Source organism: Actinomadura coerulea, from assembly GCF_014208105.1.
Taxonomy (GTDB): Bacteria; Actinomycetota; Actinomycetes; order Streptosporangiales; family Streptosporangiaceae; genus Spirillospora; species Spirillospora coerulea.
Genome location: NZ_JACHMQ010000001.1, coordinates 2,511,566 through 2,526,412 on the forward strand (window position 1 = coordinate 2,511,566; position 14,847 = coordinate 2,526,412).

Annotated in this window: 16 protein-coding genes; 6 read left to right on the forward strand and 10 right to left on the reverse strand. The window is 73.4% G+C overall.

Annotated features, from left to right (window positions below; all coding sequences use genetic code 11):
* Positions 1–82 precede the first annotated feature (82 nt).
* Complete coding sequence (locus BKA00_RS11605) at positions 83–577, forward strand: MarR family winged helix-turn-helix transcriptional regulator (protein ID WP_185024903.1); 495 nt, start codon at positions 83–85, stop codon at positions 575–577.
* Here BKA00_RS11605 and BKA00_RS11610 read toward each other — a convergent pair.
* Positions 574–984: a VOC family protein gene (locus tag BKA00_RS11610; protein ID WP_185024904.1), complete on the reverse strand. Its 411-nt coding sequence runs from the start codon at positions 982–984 to the stop codon at positions 574–576. The two genes, BKA00_RS11605 and BKA00_RS11610, sit on opposite strands and share 4 nt — an antisense overlap.
* 4 nt (positions 985–988) lie before the next feature.
* Between BKA00_RS11610 and BKA00_RS11615 the strand changes: the two genes are divergently transcribed.
* Together BKA00_RS11615 and BKA00_RS11620 are read left to right on the forward strand one after the other, a co-directional pair.
* On the forward strand, positions 989–1,372 hold the full coding sequence (locus BKA00_RS11615; RefSeq protein WP_185024905.1) for a hypothetical protein: 384 nt from the start codon (positions 989–991) through the stop codon (positions 1,370–1,372).
* Positions 1,373–1,429: 57 nt separating this feature from the next.
* Positions 1,430–1,786 (forward strand): MerR family transcriptional regulator, encoded by a 357-nt coding sequence (locus BKA00_RS11620; RefSeq protein WP_185024906.1) that lies wholly within the window; start codon positions 1,430–1,432, stop codon positions 1,784–1,786.
* A 14-nt stretch (positions 1,787–1,800) separates the two neighbouring features.
* Here BKA00_RS11620 and BKA00_RS11625 read toward each other — a convergent pair whose 3' ends face one another.
* Entirely contained in the window at positions 1,801–2,550 is a 750-nt protein-coding gene (locus BKA00_RS11625) for a ZIP family metal transporter (RefSeq protein WP_185024907.1), read from the reverse strand.
* Positions 2,551–2,872: 322 nt separating this feature from the next.
* Here BKA00_RS11625 and BKA00_RS11630 point away from each other — a divergent pair, with 322 nt between their 5' ends.
* Positions 2,873–3,556: a pentapeptide repeat-containing protein gene (locus BKA00_RS11630; protein ID WP_185024908.1), complete on the forward strand. Its 684-nt coding sequence runs from the start codon at positions 2,873–2,875 to the stop codon at positions 3,554–3,556.
* Between the two features lie 41 nt (positions 3,557–3,597).
* Here the strand turns inward: BKA00_RS11630 and BKA00_RS11635 are convergent, their stop codons facing one another.
* Positions 3,598–3,789, reverse strand: coding sequence for a metal-sensing transcriptional repressor (locus BKA00_RS11635; RefSeq protein WP_244993786.1), 192 nt, complete (start codon positions 3,787–3,789; stop codon positions 3,598–3,600).
* Positions 3,790–3,888: 99 nt separating this feature from the next.
* Here BKA00_RS11635 and BKA00_RS11640 point away from each other — a divergent pair, with 99 nt between their 5' ends.
* Positions 3,889–4,278, forward strand: a complete 390-nt coding sequence (locus BKA00_RS11640; protein WP_185024909.1) for a DUF302 domain-containing protein — start codon at positions 3,889–3,891, stop codon at positions 4,276–4,278.
* A 9-nt stretch (positions 4,279–4,287) separates the two neighbouring features.
* Here BKA00_RS11640 and BKA00_RS11645 read toward each other — a convergent pair whose 3' ends face one another.
* Together BKA00_RS11645 and BKA00_RS11650 are read right to left on the reverse strand one after the other, a co-directional pair.
* The gene (locus BKA00_RS11645; protein ID WP_185024910.1) at positions 4,288–5,031 is read right to left on the reverse strand and encodes a (R)-mandelonitrile lyase; all 744 of its coding nucleotides are present in this window, start codon (positions 5,029–5,031) and stop codon (positions 4,288–4,290) included.
* A gap of 15 nt (positions 5,032–5,046) precedes the next feature.
* Positions 5,047–5,613, reverse strand: coding sequence for a TetR family transcriptional regulator C-terminal domain-containing protein (locus BKA00_RS11650; RefSeq protein ID WP_230299301.1), 567 nt, complete (start codon positions 5,611–5,613; stop codon positions 5,047–5,049).
* A 329-nt stretch (positions 5,614–5,942) separates the two neighbouring features.
* Between BKA00_RS11650 and BKA00_RS11655 the strand changes: the two genes are divergently transcribed.
* Entirely contained in the window at positions 5,943–7,112 is a 1,170-nt protein-coding gene (locus BKA00_RS11655; RefSeq protein ID WP_230299309.1) for an MFS transporter, read from the forward strand.
* 10 nt (positions 7,113–7,122) lie between these two features.
* Here BKA00_RS11655 and BKA00_RS11660 read toward each other — a convergent pair whose 3' ends face one another.
* The 5 genes from BKA00_RS11660 to BKA00_RS11680 are packed head-to-tail and all read right to left on the reverse strand — an operon-like array spanning position 7,123 to position 14,720.
* On the reverse strand, positions 7,123–9,846 hold the full coding sequence (locus BKA00_RS11660; protein WP_185024913.1) for a sensor histidine kinase: 2,724 nt from the start codon (positions 9,844–9,846) through the stop codon (positions 7,123–7,125).
* Positions 9,847–9,878: 32 nt separating this feature from the next.
* On the reverse strand, positions 9,879–10,787 hold the full coding sequence (locus tag BKA00_RS11665) for a potassium-transporting ATPase subunit C (RefSeq protein WP_185024914.1): 909 nt from the start codon (positions 10,785–10,787) through the stop codon (positions 9,879–9,881).
* Between the two features lies 1 nt (position 10,788).
* Entirely contained in the window at positions 10,789–12,963 is a 2,175-nt protein-coding gene (gene kdpB, locus BKA00_RS11670) for a potassium-transporting ATPase subunit KdpB (RefSeq protein WP_185024915.1), read from the reverse strand.
* Positions 12,960–14,630 carry a potassium-transporting ATPase subunit KdpA gene (gene kdpA / locus BKA00_RS11675; protein ID WP_185024916.1) on the reverse strand — a complete coding sequence of 557 codons (1,671 nt, stop codon included), beginning with the start codon at positions 14,628–14,630 and terminating at the stop codon, positions 12,960–12,962. The genes kdpB and kdpA overlap by 4 nt, the downstream gene beginning before the upstream one ends.
* Complete coding sequence (locus BKA00_RS11680) at positions 14,631–14,720, reverse strand: potassium-transporting ATPase subunit F (protein ID WP_185024917.1); 90 nt, start codon at positions 14,718–14,720, stop codon at positions 14,631–14,633.
* Positions 14,721–14,847: the final 127 nt, after the last annotated feature.

Below are 14,847 nucleotides of genomic sequence, written 5' to 3' on the forward strand. Positions count from 1 at the left end.
CGAGTTCGGCCTGCGGCGGCCATACCCACAAATAGCTCAATCATTAACTATCTCAATGATTGAGTTAATGTAATCTATCCGCATGTCCGAGGGAGCGGAGGAGACGGAGGGTCCCGCCGGCCTCCGGACGTTCGCCGTCGAGCTGCGCCGGATGAACGCCGAGTTCAACCGGATCGCGCACGAGTTCGCCCACGCCAGCGGCCTGCACCCCACCGACGTCCAGGCCCTGGTCGCGATCATGGACGCGCCGCTGCGCGCCCCCGGCCGGCCGATGACGCCGGGGCGGCTGCGCGAGGAGCTGAACGTCACCTCCGGCGCGGTCACCGCCTGCCTCGACCGCCTCGAACGCCTCGGCCACATCACCCGGACGCGCGACCCGGCCGACCGGCGGGTCGTCCACCTGCGCTACGAGCCGTCCGCGATGGCCATGGGACGCGAGTACTTCCGCCCCCTGGCGGAGAGCACCGACGCGGCGCGGAGCGGGTTCAGCGAGGAGGAGCTGCGGCTCGTCCTGCGCTTCCTCCGCGCGATGAACGAGGAGCTGTCGGCCCTCCGCACCCGCGGTTCCGGCCGCTAGGTCCGCGGCGGGTCCTCCACGGGACCGAGCAGGTCCCAGCGGTTGCCGGCGATGTCGAGGAACACGGCGACCCGTCCGTAGGGCTCGGAGCGGGGCGGCGTGACGAACTCGACGCCCGCGGCCGTCATGCGTTCGCGGGCGGCGTCGAAGTCCGCCACCCGCAGGAAGAACCCCACGCGCCCGGCGACCTGCTCGCCGACCACGGCGGCCTGCCGCGGGCCGTCGGCGCGGGCGAGCAGGACGCCCGTCCGGGCGCCCGGCGGCCGGACGACCACCCACCGCTTGGGGCGCCCGTCGTTCGTGAGGGAGGGCGAGTCCTCGACCAGGTCGAACCCGAGGGCCCCGGTGAAGAATTCGACGGCTTCGTCGTAATCGTCCACGACGATCGTGATGAGATCGATCAGCACCGTCATGAGGGTACGGCGCACCGCGGTCGTCCAGGCGGCCAGGCGGCCGGTGAACGGAGGGACGCTCGACGTGGACAGGACCGAGGGAAGCCGTACCGCCGTGCTGGTCTGCCAGGCCCGGGCCTTCGCGCACGGCCGCCTGGCACCCGAAGCCCGTGCGCTGAGGCGGCTGTCCCGGCAGCCCGACCCGATGGCGCACGAACCGTGGCGGTCCGCCTGGACACCGGCCGCCATGCGCGAGCTGCTGACCGGGGGTGACTACGCGGTGGCCGGCGACACCGACCTGCTCACGCTGGCCGGGACGCTCGACATGCCCGTCCGCGGCCGGGCCTCCCGACACCGCCGGTCACGAGGCGGGGCCCCTCACACCCGGCCCCGCCGCCCGTGAAACACCGCCGCGCATGAACCCCGCCGGGCGGGAACACCTCCCTTGCAGGAGGTCCATGTGAACGCAGGTGAACTGCTCGACCGGCTCCCCGGGCTGACGTACCGGCAGCTCGACCGGTGGACCAGCGCCGGCTACCTGCGCGCGACGCAGGCGGGCGAAGGCGCCGGCCACGCCCGCGACTACAGCGCCGAGGAGGTCCGCGTGGCCGCGCTGATGGTCCGCCTCCACGGCGCGGGGCTGAACGTCGCCTCCTCCCACCGCGCGGCCCGCGCCCTGGCCGCCGGGCGGTCGGCGGTCCTGGCGCCGGGGGTCGAGGTCGTCGTCCACGACGAGGCCCCGGCCGCCGGGCCGCCCGAGGACGCCTCCGCCGGGCCGCCCGAGGAGGCGCCCGGCGGTCCCCTCGCGGCGGCCTGAGGCGGCCGCGCGGGTCAGGCGTGCGACAGGGCGAACGCCGCCAGGAACCCCACCACCATGATCAGGCCGGTGAGCAGGTGGGTGTCCTCGTAGGCCTCGGGGATCATCGTGTCGGCGATCATGGTGAGGATGGCGCCGCCGGCCAGCGCGGTGATGCCGGCCAGGACGCCGGCGGAGGCGCCGCCGAGCACCGTGTAGCCCGAGACCGCCGCCAGGGCGCTGATCACCGCGATCCCGGTCCACAGCCCGAAGACGTACCCGCGGCCGCGGCCCGCGCGGCGCATCCCCGAGGCGCTGGAGAGGCCCTCGGGCACGTTGCTGATGAACACCGCGACCACGGTGACCAGGCTGACCGCGCCGCCGCCCAGCAGGCTCGTGCCGATCACGATGGACTCGGGCACGCCGTCCAGCAGCGCGCCCAGCGCGATCGCACTCCCCGATCCGGGCTGCTGCTCCTCCGACGGCTGCTGCCCGCCCGAGCGCTTGCGGTGCCGCGCGCCCCTCCAGGCCAGGACGGCGTTGGCGCCGGCGTAGAGCACCGCACCGATCACCGCACCGATCGCCGTCGGGGTCAGCCCGCCCTTCTCGTGCGCCTCGGCGATGAGATCGAACGAGACCGCCGACAGCAGCACGCCGCTGCCGAACGCCATCACACTCGCCACGATGGGGGCCGGTACCGGCACGAGGAAGCCGACCAGGGCCCCCATCACCAGCGCCGACCCGGCCAGCAGGCCCCATCCTCCGGCCTGCAACGCTCCCTGCACGGTTCTCCCCTCCGACCACGTCCGCCGCGCGCACGCCGGCGTCGGGATCCAGATCTTGCCGCCGCTCTGCTACCCGCACGCTCCGCCCGAAACGTCCCCATGGTCCGGCCTGCCACGTACCGAAGCAGTGTGGTGATCTGCCAGTCGACCGCCGAGTGGCCGATGGTGCAGTGCACGGGCGACCCCGCCGAGGGCCGGCCGGCGTCGACGTCAACGAGCTGATCATCGTCCCACCGCCCAGGGCTGACGCGCGGCCGCCCGGACCCGGCCGCCGTCACCGGCGGGCGTATTCGCGGCGCCGTCGGCTAGTAGGGTCGGCCGCATGCCCGCTCGTACCCCCGCCTCGCCGTTGAGAGAGCCCAAGCCACCGCAGATCCCCCGCAGGCTCACGCCTGCGGGGAAGGTGGAGCGGCATATCCGGCACGACGGGAAGTACCTGTCGCTGGAGTACGGCCCGGAAGCCCTTTCCATGGACGACCCGGACGGTGTCGAGGACGTCGAGTTCGAGCGCTGCCGGTTCACTCAGACCGGCTTCTCCGGGCTGGTCCTGCACCGGGCGGGGTTCGCCGACTGCGCGTTCGGCGACGCGGACCTGGCGAACCTGCGGGCGTTCAACTCGCGGATGTTCAACTCGCGGATCGTCAACGCGCGCATGACGGGGATGCAGCTCGCCGAGTGCGGGCTACGGGACGTACTGGTCGACGGATGCCGCGCCGACCTCACCGGCTTCAGGTTCGCGCACCTGCGGGACGTGGTGTTCCGCGACTGCAACCTGGCCGAGGCGACGTTCCAGTCCGCCGAGATGACCGACGTGCGGTTCGAGAACTGCCGGCTCGGCGGCGCCCAGTTCTCCGGGGCCACGATGAGGACGGTCCGCTTCCGCGGCTGCGACCTGCGCGGCGTCGCCGGCCTGGACTCCTTCCAGGGGGCGATCGTCGCGAGCGGCGACGCCATGAGCCTCCTGGACGCGTTCGCCGCGGAACTCGGCATCACCATCGAGGACTGACGGCCCGCCGGCGGGTACCGCTCCCGGCGCGCCGGCCGGTCTCACGCGAGCGCGAGGAACAGCCTCTCCAGCTGCGCGCGGTCCGCGGCGGCCTGCGCGGTGCCCGCCCTCTCCGGCGCGGCGCAGCGTTCCAGCCCGGTAGCGATGATCTTGAAGCCGGCCCGGTCGAGGGCCCGGGAGACCGCGGCCAGCTGGGTGACCAGATCGGCGCAGTCCCGCCCCTCCTCGATCATCTTGCGAACGTGACCGAGAGTCATACGGGTAGGGGCATACAGAGGGTCGATGCGTCGGCCGTGCCGCCCGGGGGAAGGCATTTTCAAGGGGGGAGCATCATGGGTTACGCGATCAGCGTCCGGCTGCGCCGGCCGTTCGGCGAGACGGTCGAGCAGGTGCGCGCCGTCCTGAAGGACCAGGGCTTCGGCGTGCTGACCGAGATCGACGTGCGGGCCACCCTGCGCGAGAAGCTCGGCGAGACGATGGAGGACTACCTCATCCTGGGAGCCTGCAACCCGCGGCTCGCGCACCGGGCGCTCGGCGTCGACCGGCGGATCGGCCTGCTGCTGCCCTGCAACGTCGTGGTGCGCGGCGACGGCGACGACACCGTCGTGGAGGCGCTGGACCCGCAGGTCATGGTGTCGGTCAGCGACCGCCCCGACCTCGGGCCCGTCGCCGACGAGGCGGCGGAGCGGCTCGCCGCCGCGCTGAGGCGCCTGGACGCCTGAGCCCCTCGCTCAGCGGCCGGGGAACTCGATCTCGGCGGCCTCGCCGGCGCCGAGCAGGAAGTAGCCGAGGAACGTCACGCCGTCCCCCTCGGCGTCGAAGCGCGCGATCCGGACGCCCTCGGGCTCGTGGAACACGTCGCCGGGCCGCAGGACGGCCGCCGCTTCGCCTTCGACCTGGTAGACGGCCGACCCGGCCTCGATGCTGCCGAACACCGGCCCGTTGTGCACATGGGGTCCGGCCGCGTGGCGGGGCGCGATGGTGATGCGACGGACCTCGACCCGGTGCGTGCCGCGGGGTGGCGACAGCAGCTGGTCGAGCAGCACCCTACGGGCGACCGGCTGGACGTCCTCCACGTGACCCCCGTGATACTCACCGTCGCCGACCGGTTCGCCGGCCTCGGTGGAACTCCCGTCGTCCGGCACCGGCTCGATGGCCAGATGCGTCATGGGACGGTCGGGAGCAGCGCCGTGCCAGTGCCATTCACCGGGCGCGATGTGCACGGTGTCTCCGGCCCGGATCGCCTCGACCGGCCCGCCGCGACGCTGAACGCGCCCGGCGCCTTCGGTGACGACCAGTACCTGCCCGAGCGGATGGCGGTGCCACACGGTGCGGCACCCCGGAGCGAAGCGGACACTGTCGACCTGGGTCCGCGCCCCTCCCCCGGGTTCGACCACCGGCGCGATCCAGGCGTCACCGGTGAACCACTCAGGCGGAGCAGGGACGCCATCGAAGGGTCCGCGGGATATCTGCATGCGTTTCTCCGATGGTCAGCGGACGGTGCGCGCGTCCAGCAGCGCGATGATTCCCGCGATCGCCTGGTCGAAGGGCTCCGTGGCGTCCGCGGCGCGGGCGAGGACGTAGCCGCCTTGGAGCGCGGCGACGATCGCGGCCGCGGTGGAGGCGGGGTCGACCGAACGCTCCAGCTCTCCGCGCTCCACTCCCTCCCGCACCACCGCCGCGAGCCGGGCGCTCAGCCAGGCGAAGGTCTCCTCGACGGGCTCGCGCAGCGCGGGCGCGGCGATGACGTCGGGGTCCTGGGTGAGCCTTCCGATGGGGCAGCCCCGTAGGACGTCCCGCTCGCGGCGCAGGTAGGCGGCGATGCGCTCGACGGCCGTGCCCGGACCGGCCAACCGCGCTTCGGCGGAGGCGCGCATCTCCTCGGCGGTCCGGTCGATGGCGGCGCGAGCGAGTTCCTCCTTGCCCGCGAAGTGGTGGTACATGCTGCCCTGGCCGGCCTCGGCCCGCTGCTGGATCGTCTTGGGGCTGGTCCCCACGTAGCCGCGCTCCCACAGCAGTTCGCGCGCGCTCTCGACCAGCCGTTCCCTCGCACTCACCCGGCCAGTGTACATACCGATAGGTACAGAAGCGTCCGCGCCGCCGTCCGCGATGGAAGGTCGTCGGCACCGACGCCCTGGACGCCCCCTCCGTCCGCCGCGACCGTTCTCCGCGTGGACCGGCCGGAGACGATGTCGTCGGCCAGCGGCGGCGGGACCATGGCGTCGCGAACCTGCCAGACCTGCGCGGATGACGCCTGTTGAGTGGGCGCACACGACGAATGCCCCTCACAGGACGGAACCCGATGTCCACAGTGGCCACTTCGGCCGGCGGCTCTCCCACGTCAGCGCGGTCGGCCGCGACCAACTGGCCTGCGGTGGTCTCGGTGATGATGGGGATCTTCGCGATCGTCACCACCGAGATCCTGCCGATCGGACTGCTGACGTCCGTCGGCACCAGCTTCACCGTCTCCGACGGGACCGCCGGGCTGATGATGACCATGCCCGGATACCTCGCGGCCGCCGCCGCGCCCACGGTCACCGTCGCGACGGCGCGGGTCGACCGGCGGTTCATGCTGTGCGCCTGCATGATCCTTCTGGCGTCGGCGAACTTCATCGCCGCCGCGGCTCCGGGTTACTGGGCGATGCTCGTCTCGCGCGTCCTCGTGGGGCTGGTCATCGGCGGCTTCTGGTCGATCGGCGCGGGGCTGGCCGACCGGCTGGTCCCGGCACGGTCGACGCGCCGGGCGACGGCGGTGGTCTTCTCGGCCGTCCCGCTGGGGTCGGTCCTCGGCGTGCCGCTGGGGACGCTGGTCGGAGACCTCGCGGGCTGGCGGACCAGCTTCGCGGTCATGGGCCTGCTGTCGGTGGCGGTGCTCGTCGCGCTCGCCGTGCTCGTTCCCCCGCTGCCCGCCGAGAACGCCACCCGCCTGACCGCGCTGCGCGGCATGGCGCGGAGCCCCGACACGCGATTCGCGCTCCTGGTGACCGTCCTGGTCGTCCTCGCGCATTTCGGCGCCTACACCTACGTCACGCCCTTCCTCGAACGCGTGACGCACGTGTCCTCGGGGCTGATCACGGTGTTCCTGCTGGCCTACGGCGCCGCGGGCATCCTGGGCAACTTCCTGGCGGGGACGGCTCTGGCCCGCCATCCGCGGGCCGCCGTCGGCGTGGCCGGAGGCCTGATCGCCTTCGCCACCCTGGCGCTTCCCTTCCTGGGGCGATGGGACCTGGGCGCCGTCGCGCTGCTCGTCCTGTGGGGTGCCGGCTACGGCGCCGTCCCGGTCTGCTCGCAGGCCTGGTTCGCCAGAGCGGCCCCCCATGCCCCGGAGGCGGCCTCCGTCCTGTTCACGGCCTCGTTCCAGGCGACGCTGTCGACCGGTGCCCTGGCCGGAGGAGTCGTCATGGACCGCACCTCCCCCTCGGCGGTCATGATGCTGGGCGGAGCCACCGCGATCGTCATGGTGGCGGCCGTGGTCAGCGGGCGGCCTCGCCGCTCAGCCAGCGAGCTGCCTTGCCATCGGGTGCGACCCCCCAGATCGGCGGGTCCTGGCCTGTAGGGCCGCGCCGTCAGCCCTGCCGGGGACCGTCCGGTGGGGGCGGGCGGTCCTTGCCGTGGCCGATGCGGTCGCGCCAGGCGGCGACCCGGTCGACGATCACAGGGTCGGCCAGGTCGGATCCGGAGACGTCCCCGGCCCGCTCATCTACCGGCTCACCGGGTGGCCGCCCGGACGGCCGCGGCGGGCGGGTCGGCATGGTGAGGACCATGGTCAGGCCCCCGCCCGGGGTCTCCTCGGGGGTGAGGTCGCCGCCCATGGCCTCGGCGAGGCCGCGGGCGAGGGCCAGGTCGACGCCGGCCTCGTCGTCCCGGCCGCCGGCGCGCTGGAGCGGCTGGAAGAGGCGGTCGCGGTCGCCGGGCCGGACGCCGGGCCCGCGGTCGACGACGCGGATCTCCAGGCGGTCGCCGAGGGCGCTGGCGGTGACGAGTACGGGCGCGCCCGGCGGGTTGAAACGGACGGCGTTCGCGATGACGTTGGCCAGGACGCGTCGCAGCAGGGCCGGGTCGGCGACCATCTCGGGCAGGCCCTCGGGGATGCGGAGTTCGACGGCCTCCCGGTCGCCGCCGCCGACGGCGCCGGGGACGGCCTCCCCGGCGGCGACCCGGCGCGGGGAGATGCCGAGCGAGCCGGATCGCAGGCGGCTCATGTCCAGCAGGTCGGCCACCAGATGGTCGAGCCGGGCCAGGGAGTCGGCGGCCGTGTCGGCCGCTTCGCCGCGGCGCCCGCCGGCCCGGGACGCGTCCGGGCCGCGCAGGCTCTCGACGGCGGCCCTCGCGGACGCGAGCTGGGCGCGCAGGTCGCGGCTGACGGTGGTGAGCAGCGCGGTGCGCATCTCCTCGGCGGCCTCCAGCGGCCGGACCCGCCGGGCCCGCTCGGCGAGCCGCCCGTGGTGCAGCGCGACGGCGGCCTGGGCGGCGAACGCCTCCAGGACGCGCCGGTCCGAGGCGGGCATGGTCCGTCCCCGCAGGACGAGGGCGAGCGTGCCGTCCTCGACCAGGATGTCGGCCTCTCCGGCGTCCGGGCAGGCGCAGGGCTCGCCGCCGGTGCTGGCGACGATGTCCCAGCAGTCCGGGTCGCGGAGGCTGTCGGGGGTCACCGGCGCGGCGGGGTCGCGCTCCAGCAGCGTGACCGTGGTCAGCGCGAACGTCTCGCGGAGCCGTTCGAGGATGCCGCCGAGCGCGTCATAGGGGCCCCCGCGGGCGGTGACCGCGCCGCGCTCCCCGCGCAGGATGTCCCCCGCGAGGGTGGACAGCACCTCCGCGTCGGCGCGGGCCCCGGCCACCTCCCTGCCGCGGCGGGCGGTGACGTCCACGACCGTGCTGACCGTCACTCCCACCACGACGAAGACGACGAGCTGGAGCAGACCCTGGGGCCGGTCGACGGTGAAATGCCCGGTCGGCGGGGTGAAGAGGTAGTTCAGCAGCAGGGAGCCGCCGATCGCGGCGAACAGCGCGGGATACAGCCCGCCCACCAGCGCCACCCCGACCACCGCGGCCTGGAAGAGCAGGATGTCGCTGGCCAGCGGCACCTGCCCGCGCAGCCGCACCAGCAGGAGCGCCATCAGCGGCAGCCCGGCCGCGGCCAGCGCGAACCCGGCGTAGCGGCGGACGGACGGAAGGCCCGCCGCCCGCAGCGCCCTCCAGCGGCGCCCCTGGCCGATCTCCTCGTGCGTGACGAGGTGCACGTCGATGGACCCGGACCGCGCCGTCGTCGTGACGCCGACGCCCGGCGAGAACAGCTGCGCGATCCTTCCGCGCCGGGACGCGCCGAGGACGAGCTGGGTGGCGTTGACGCCGCGGGCGAAGTCCAGCAGCGCGTCCGGCACGTTCGCGCCGACGACCTGGTGGTAGCCGCCGCCGAGGCTCTCCACCAGGGCGCGCTGCCGGGTCAGGTTCGCCGGGCTCACGCCGGCCAGCCCGTCGCTGCGGGCGACGTGGACGGCCAGCAGGTCGGCGCCCTTGGTGCGGGCCGCGACGCGGGCGGCGCGGCGGATCAGGGTGTCGCCCTCCGGCCCGCCGGTGAGCGCCACGACGACGCGTTCGCGCGTCTCCCACGTGCCGGCGATGCCGTGGTCGGCGCGGTAGCGGTCGAGCTGGTCGTCGACCTTGCCGGCCAGCCACAGCAGCGCCAGCTCGCGCAGGGCGATGAGGTTGCCTGCCCGGAAGTAGTTGCCGAGCGCGGCGTCGATCTTCTCGGGCGGGTAGATGTTGCCGTGGGCCATCCTGCGGCGCAGGGCCTCGGGCGTCATGTCGACGAGTTCGACCTGGTCGGCGCGGCGGACCACCTCGTCCGGGACGGTCTCGCGCTGCGGCACGCCGGTGATCTGCTCGACGACGTCGTTCACCGACTCCAGATGCTGGATGTTGACGTTGGTGACCACGTCGATGCCGGCGTCCAGGATCCCCTCGATGTCCTGCCAGCGCTTGGCGTGCCGGGAGCCGGGCACGTTGGTGTGGGCCAGCTCGTCGATGAGCGCGACCTGCGGGCGCCGGGCGATGACGGCGCCGGTGTCCATCTCGGTGAAGCTCGCGCCGCGGTAGGAGACGGCGGCGCGCGGGACGATCTCCAGCCCCTCCAGGAGCGCGGCGGTGCGGGGCCGGCCGTGGGTCTCCACGAAGCCGACCACCACGTCGGTCCCGCGACCGGCGCGGCGGCCGCCTTCGGCGAGCATCGCGTAGGTCTTGCCCACCCCGGGCGCCGAGCCCAGGTAGACGCGCAACCTGCCGCGTCCCATCACACCTCCAGTCGCCGGGGCCCCTCGCGGGGTCAGCCGCGGACCGGGTACCGCCGGTCCAGCGCGATGTTCAGCCTGAGGACGTTCACCCGGGGCTCGCCCATGAAGCCGAGGTCGCGGCCGTCGGTGCTGTCCTCGACCAGCCACCTCACCTGGCCGGAGTCGACGCCGCGGGCCCGGGCGACCCTGCCGGTCTGGAGGGCGGCGTAGGCGGGCGAGATGTGCGGGTCCAGGCCGCTGCCACTGGCGGTGACCGCGTCGGCCGGGACGGGCGGATCGGCGGGGGCGCCTCCCCTCACGGGGACGACCAGGCCGTCGGCGTAGTCTTCGCCAGACCGGGCCGGCCGCACGGGAACGCCCTTGTAGGCGGCGATGAACGGCGTCTTCACCACGCCCTGCTCCTCGTTCAGGCTGACCACCCGGGTCGGGCGCGGGACGGTGCCGTCGGCCGTACGGCGCCCGAACACCGCCAGCACCGCTCCGACCCCGCCCGGAGTGCAGAACGGGCGGGCACCGCTGACGCCTTCGAGGTCGCCGACCGCCTTGCTGCGCGAGCAGACCCGGGTGAGCAGGCTCCGCCTGCCGCTCTCCCCCGCCGTGGCCGCCTCCGGGCCGGGCAGGGTGTCCACGATGTCCTCGGGACCCAGGTTACTCGCGGCCGTCGAGGTCGGGTCGTATCCGTCGCCGGCCTCGGACGGGCGGCTCTGGAAGTACCACCTGAGCGGTGTCCCGTCCTTGCCGGTGAAGGACTGGCCGATCAGGGCGCTGCCGACCGTCCGGCCGCGCAGGGTGACGGTCGAGCCGCCGGCGCGGCTCCGGAGGCCGGGCGCCTGCGCGACCGCGAACACCGCGAGCGGGTAGGCGACGCCGCACACGGCCGTCAGGACGAGCAAGGCGCGCAGCGCGGCCAGGTGCTGCCGGGCCCAGGTCGGATATGACATGTCACGCCATCCCCGGTAGTAGCCGTATGACGAGGTCGATGAGCTTGATGCCGGCGAACGGCGCGACGATGCCGCCGAGTCCGTAGACGCGGAGGTTGCGCGACAGCAGCCGGGAGGCGCTGCTCGGCCGGTACTTCACCCCGCGCAGTGCCAGCGGGATCAGCGCGAGGATGATCAGCGCGTTGAACACCACGGCCGACAGGACCGCCGACTGCGGGCTGGGCAGCCGCATGACGTTGAGCGCCTCCAGTCCCGGGTAGAGCCCGGCGAACATCGCCGGGATGATCGCGAAGTACTTGGCGATGTCGTTGGCGATGGAGAACGTGGTCAGCGCCCCGCGCGTGATCAGCAACTGCTTGCCGATCATCACGATCTCGATGAGCTTGGTGGGGTCGGAGTCCAGGTCCACCATGTTCCCGGCCTCCTTGGCGGCGGAGGTGCCGGTGTTCATCGCCACTCCGACGTCGGCCTGGGCGAGCGCCGGGGCGTCGTTGGTGCCGTCCCCGGTCATGGCGACGAGCCGTCCCCCCTCCTGCTCCTTCTTGATCAAGGCGAGCTTGTCCTCCGGCCTGGCCTCGGCGAGGAAGTCGTCCACGCCGGCCTCGTCGGCGATCGCCCTGGCGGTCAGCGGGTTGTCACCGGTGATCATGACCGTCCGGATGCCCATCCGGCGCATCTCCTCGAACCGCTCCCGCATCCCCGCCTTGACCACGTCCTTGAGGTGGATGACGCCGAGGACCCTCGCCGCGCCGACGGCGACCTCGCCGACGACCAGCGGAGTGCCGCCGGAGGCGGAGATTCCGTCCACGACGCGGCTCAGCTCGGCGGGCACGGTCCCGCCCCGCCGGCGGACCCAGTCGGCGACCGCCCCGGCCGCGCCCTTGCGCAGCATCCGGTCCGGCCCCCGGTCCCCCGGCTCGCCCAGATCGACGCCGCTCATCCGGGTCTGGGCCGAGAACGGGACCCACCGCGCCTGCGACAGCTCCCCCGGCGAGCGCTCCCGCAGGCCGTAGCGCCGCTTCGCCAGCACGACCACCGAGCGGCCCTCGGGGGTCTGGTCGGCGAGGCTCGACAGCTGCGCCGCGTCGGCCAGCTCGTCCTCGCCGACGCCCTGGACGGGCAGGAACGCCGCCGCCTCCCGGTTCCCGAGGGTGATCGTGCCGGTCTTGTCCAGCAGCAGGGTGCTCACGTCGCCCGCGGCTTCGACGGCGCGCCCTGACATCGCCAGGACGTTGCGCTGGACGAGCCGGTCCATCCCCGCGATGCCGATCGCCGACAGCAGCGCCCCGATCGTCGTCGGGATCAGGCACACCAGCAGCGACACCAGCACGATCCCCGTGACACCGTGGGCGTCCAGGGCGAGGGTGTCGGCGACGCCGGGGTTGACGGCCTTGGAGAAGATCGCCAGAGGCTGGAGCGTCGCCACCGCCAGCAGGAAGACGATCGTCAGCGCGGCGAGCAGGATGTTCAGCGCGATCTCGTTCGGCGTCCGCTGCCGGCTCGACCCCTCCACCAGCGCGATCATCCGGTCGATGAACGACTCCCCCGGCCGCTGGGTGATCCTCACGACGACGCGGTCCGACAGCACCCTCGTCCCGCCCGTCACCGCCGAGCGGTCCCCGCCCGACTCCCGGATCACCGGCGCCGACTCCCCGGTGATCGCCGACTCGTCCACGCTCGCGATGCCCTCGACCACGTCCCCGTCGCCGGGAACGACCTGCCCCGCCTCGACGACGACGTGGTCGCCCTCCCTCAGCTCCGGGGCGGTGACCGCCTCCTCCCTGACCCGCTCCTGACCGGGCGTCCAGTCGAGCAGGCGGCGGGCCACGGCGTCGGTCTTCGCCCTGCGCAGCGAATCCGCCTGCGCCTTGCCGCGGCCCTCGGCCACCGCCTCCGCGAGGTTGGCGAAGAGCACGGTCAGCCACAGCCACACCGCGGTCAGCCAGGCGAAGGCGCTCGGGCGCAGGCCCGCCAGGACCGTGGTCCACACCGCGCCGACCTCGACGATCAGCATGACGGGGTTGCGCCACAGCGTGCGCGGGTCGAGCTTGGCCGCGGCGCCCGGGAGGGACCTCAGCACCTGCCTCCAGTCGAGCAGGCCGCCCCGGTCCCTGCCGCCGCGCCGTTCCGGCGCCCGCGGCGGGGGGCCTGCCGATCGGCGGACCCGCGCGGTCATGTGTGGAGGCCTTCGGCGAGCGGTCCCAGCGCCAGCGCGGGCAGGAAGGTCAGGGCGACGAGGACGACGGTGACGCCGACGACCAGCCCGACGAACTGCGGCCGGTGCGTGGGCAGCGTGCCCTCCGAGACGGGGGCGCGGCCCTGGCGTGCCAGCGACCCCGCCAGCGCCAGTACGAAGATCATGGGGAGGAACCGGCCGAAGGCCATGCACAGTCCCAGCGCCGTCTCGTACCAGAGGGTGCCGGACGTCAGGCCGGCGAACGCCGAGCCGTTGTTGTTGGACGCCGAGGTGAACGCGTACAGCACCTCCGACAGGCCGTGGGGCCCGGGGTTCAGGATCGCGGCCCTGCCGTCGCCGGTCGCCATCGCCGCTCCCGTCCCGGCCAGTACCAGGATCGGTGTGCTCAGGAAGTACAGCGCGGCGAACCTGATCTCCCGGGATCCGATCTTCTTGCCCAGGTACTCGGGGGTGCGGCCCACCATCAGCCCCGCCACGAACACGGTGACGACCGCCAGGATCAGGATCCCGTACAGGCCCGAGCCGACGCCGCCGGGCGCCACCTCGCCGAGCATCATGCCGACCATCGCCACCATGCCGCCGAGACTGGTGTAGGAGTCGTGCGAGGAGTCCGTCGCGCCCGCCGACGTCATCGTCGTGCCGGTGGCGAACGCGCCGGAGTCCGGCACCCCGAACCGGGTCTCCACCCCCTCCGTCGCGACGCCGACCGCCGTCGGGACCGTGCCGTGGTGCATGAGCTGGAAGACCTGCATCAGCACGGCGCTGACGATCGCCAGCGTCGCCATCACCGCGACGAGGGCGTGGCCCTGCCCGTTGTCGCCGACCATCCGGCCGAAGGTGCGCGGCAGCGAGAACGCGATGACCAGGAGCAGGAGGATCTCCAGCCAGTTCGTCCAGGCGGCGGGGTTCTCGAACGGATGCGCGGAGTTGACGTTGGTGAAGCCGCCGCCGTTCGTCCCGAGCAGCTTGATCGCCTCCTGGCTCGCCACCGGCCCGCCCGTCAGCGTCTGGGCGCCGCCGGCGATCGTGCGCACCACGTGGTGGGCCGGATCCCAGAAGTTCTGCACCGCCCCGCCCGCCACCAGCACGAGGGCGGCGGCGAACGCGGCGGGCAGCAGGATGCGCAGGGTGCCGCGGACCAGGTCGACCCAGAAGTTGCCGAGGTGGCCGGTCCGCCTGCGGGCGAAGCCACGCACCAGCGCGACGGCGACCGCCATGCCGACGGAGGCGGACGCGAAGTTCTGCACCGCCAGGCCGGCCATCTGCACCAGGTCGCCCATCGTCGACCCGCCCGCGTACGACTGCCAGTTGGTGTTGGTCACGAAGCTGACCGCGGTGTTCCAGGCCTGGCCGGGCTTGACCGGGTCGAACCCCAGGCTGAGAAGGAGGCGGTCCTGCACCCGCTGGAGCCCGTAGAGGAACAGCACGCTGACGACCGAGAACGCCAGGACGCTGCGCGCGTAGACGGGCCAGGTCTGCTCGGCGTCCGGCGCGACCCCGGTCAGCCGGTAGATGATCCGCTCGACGCGTGCGTGCCCCGTGCCCGTGTAGACCCGGTACATGTAGTCGCCCAGCGGCCGGTGCACCGCCGCCAGGGCGAGGAGGAGGGAGGCGAGGAAGATGATTCCGGCGGCGGTCGGGCTCATCTAGAAACGCTCCGGAAAAAGCAGGGCGATGATCAGGAGAACGGTCAGCAGCGCGGCCAGCACGAGACCGATCGCGTTCTCGGCCGTCACAGCTTCTCCAGCCCCTTCACCACGAGGGCGAGCAGGACGAAGACCGCCACCGTCAGCAGAACGAAAGCGACGTCGCCCATGGTCGTCTTCCTTCCAGGAGCGCATGGAGCAAAGCGCCTGCTCGGGG

Bases quoted from the DNA above. Each gene is read 5' to 3' on its own strand.
- BKA00_RS11605 (WP_185024903.1), top strand. From the start codon at position 83: ATGTCCGAGGGAGCGGAGGAGACGGAGGGTCCCGCCGGCCTCCGGACG.
- BKA00_RS11660 (WP_185024913.1), bottom strand. From the start codon at position 9,846: ATGGGACGCGGCAGGTTGCGCGTCTACCTGGGCTCGGCGCCCGGGGTG.
- BKA00_RS11635 (WP_244993786.1), bottom strand. From the start codon at position 3,789: ATGATCGAGGAGGGGCGGGACTGCGCCGATCTGGTCACCCAGCTGGCC.
- BKA00_RS11645 (WP_185024910.1), bottom strand. From the start codon at position 5,031: ATGCAGATATCCCGCGGACCCTTCGATGGCGTCCCTGCTCCGCCTGAG.
- BKA00_RS11655 (WP_230299309.1), top strand. From the start codon at position 5,943: ATGATGGGGATCTTCGCGATCGTCACCACCGAGATCCTGCCGATCGGA.
- BKA00_RS11615 (WP_185024905.1), top strand. From the start codon at position 989: ATGAGGGTACGGCGCACCGCGGTCGTCCAGGCGGCCAGGCGGCCGGTG.
- kdpB (WP_185024915.1), bottom strand. From the start codon at position 12,963: ATGACCGCGCGGGTCCGCCGATCGGCAGGCCCCCCGCCGCGGGCGCCG.
- kdpA (WP_185024916.1), bottom strand. From the start codon at position 14,630: ATGAGCCCGACCGCCGCCGGAATCATCTTCCTCGCCTCCCTCCTCCTC.
- BKA00_RS11640 (WP_185024909.1), top strand. From the start codon at position 3,889: ATGGGTTACGCGATCAGCGTCCGGCTGCGCCGGCCGTTCGGCGAGACG.
- BKA00_RS11630 (WP_185024908.1), top strand. From the start codon at position 2,873: ATGCCCGCTCGTACCCCCGCCTCGCCGTTGAGAGAGCCCAAGCCACCG.
- BKA00_RS11665 (WP_185024914.1), bottom strand. From the start codon at position 10,787: ATGTCATATCCGACCTGGGCCCGGCAGCACCTGGCCGCGCTGCGCGCC.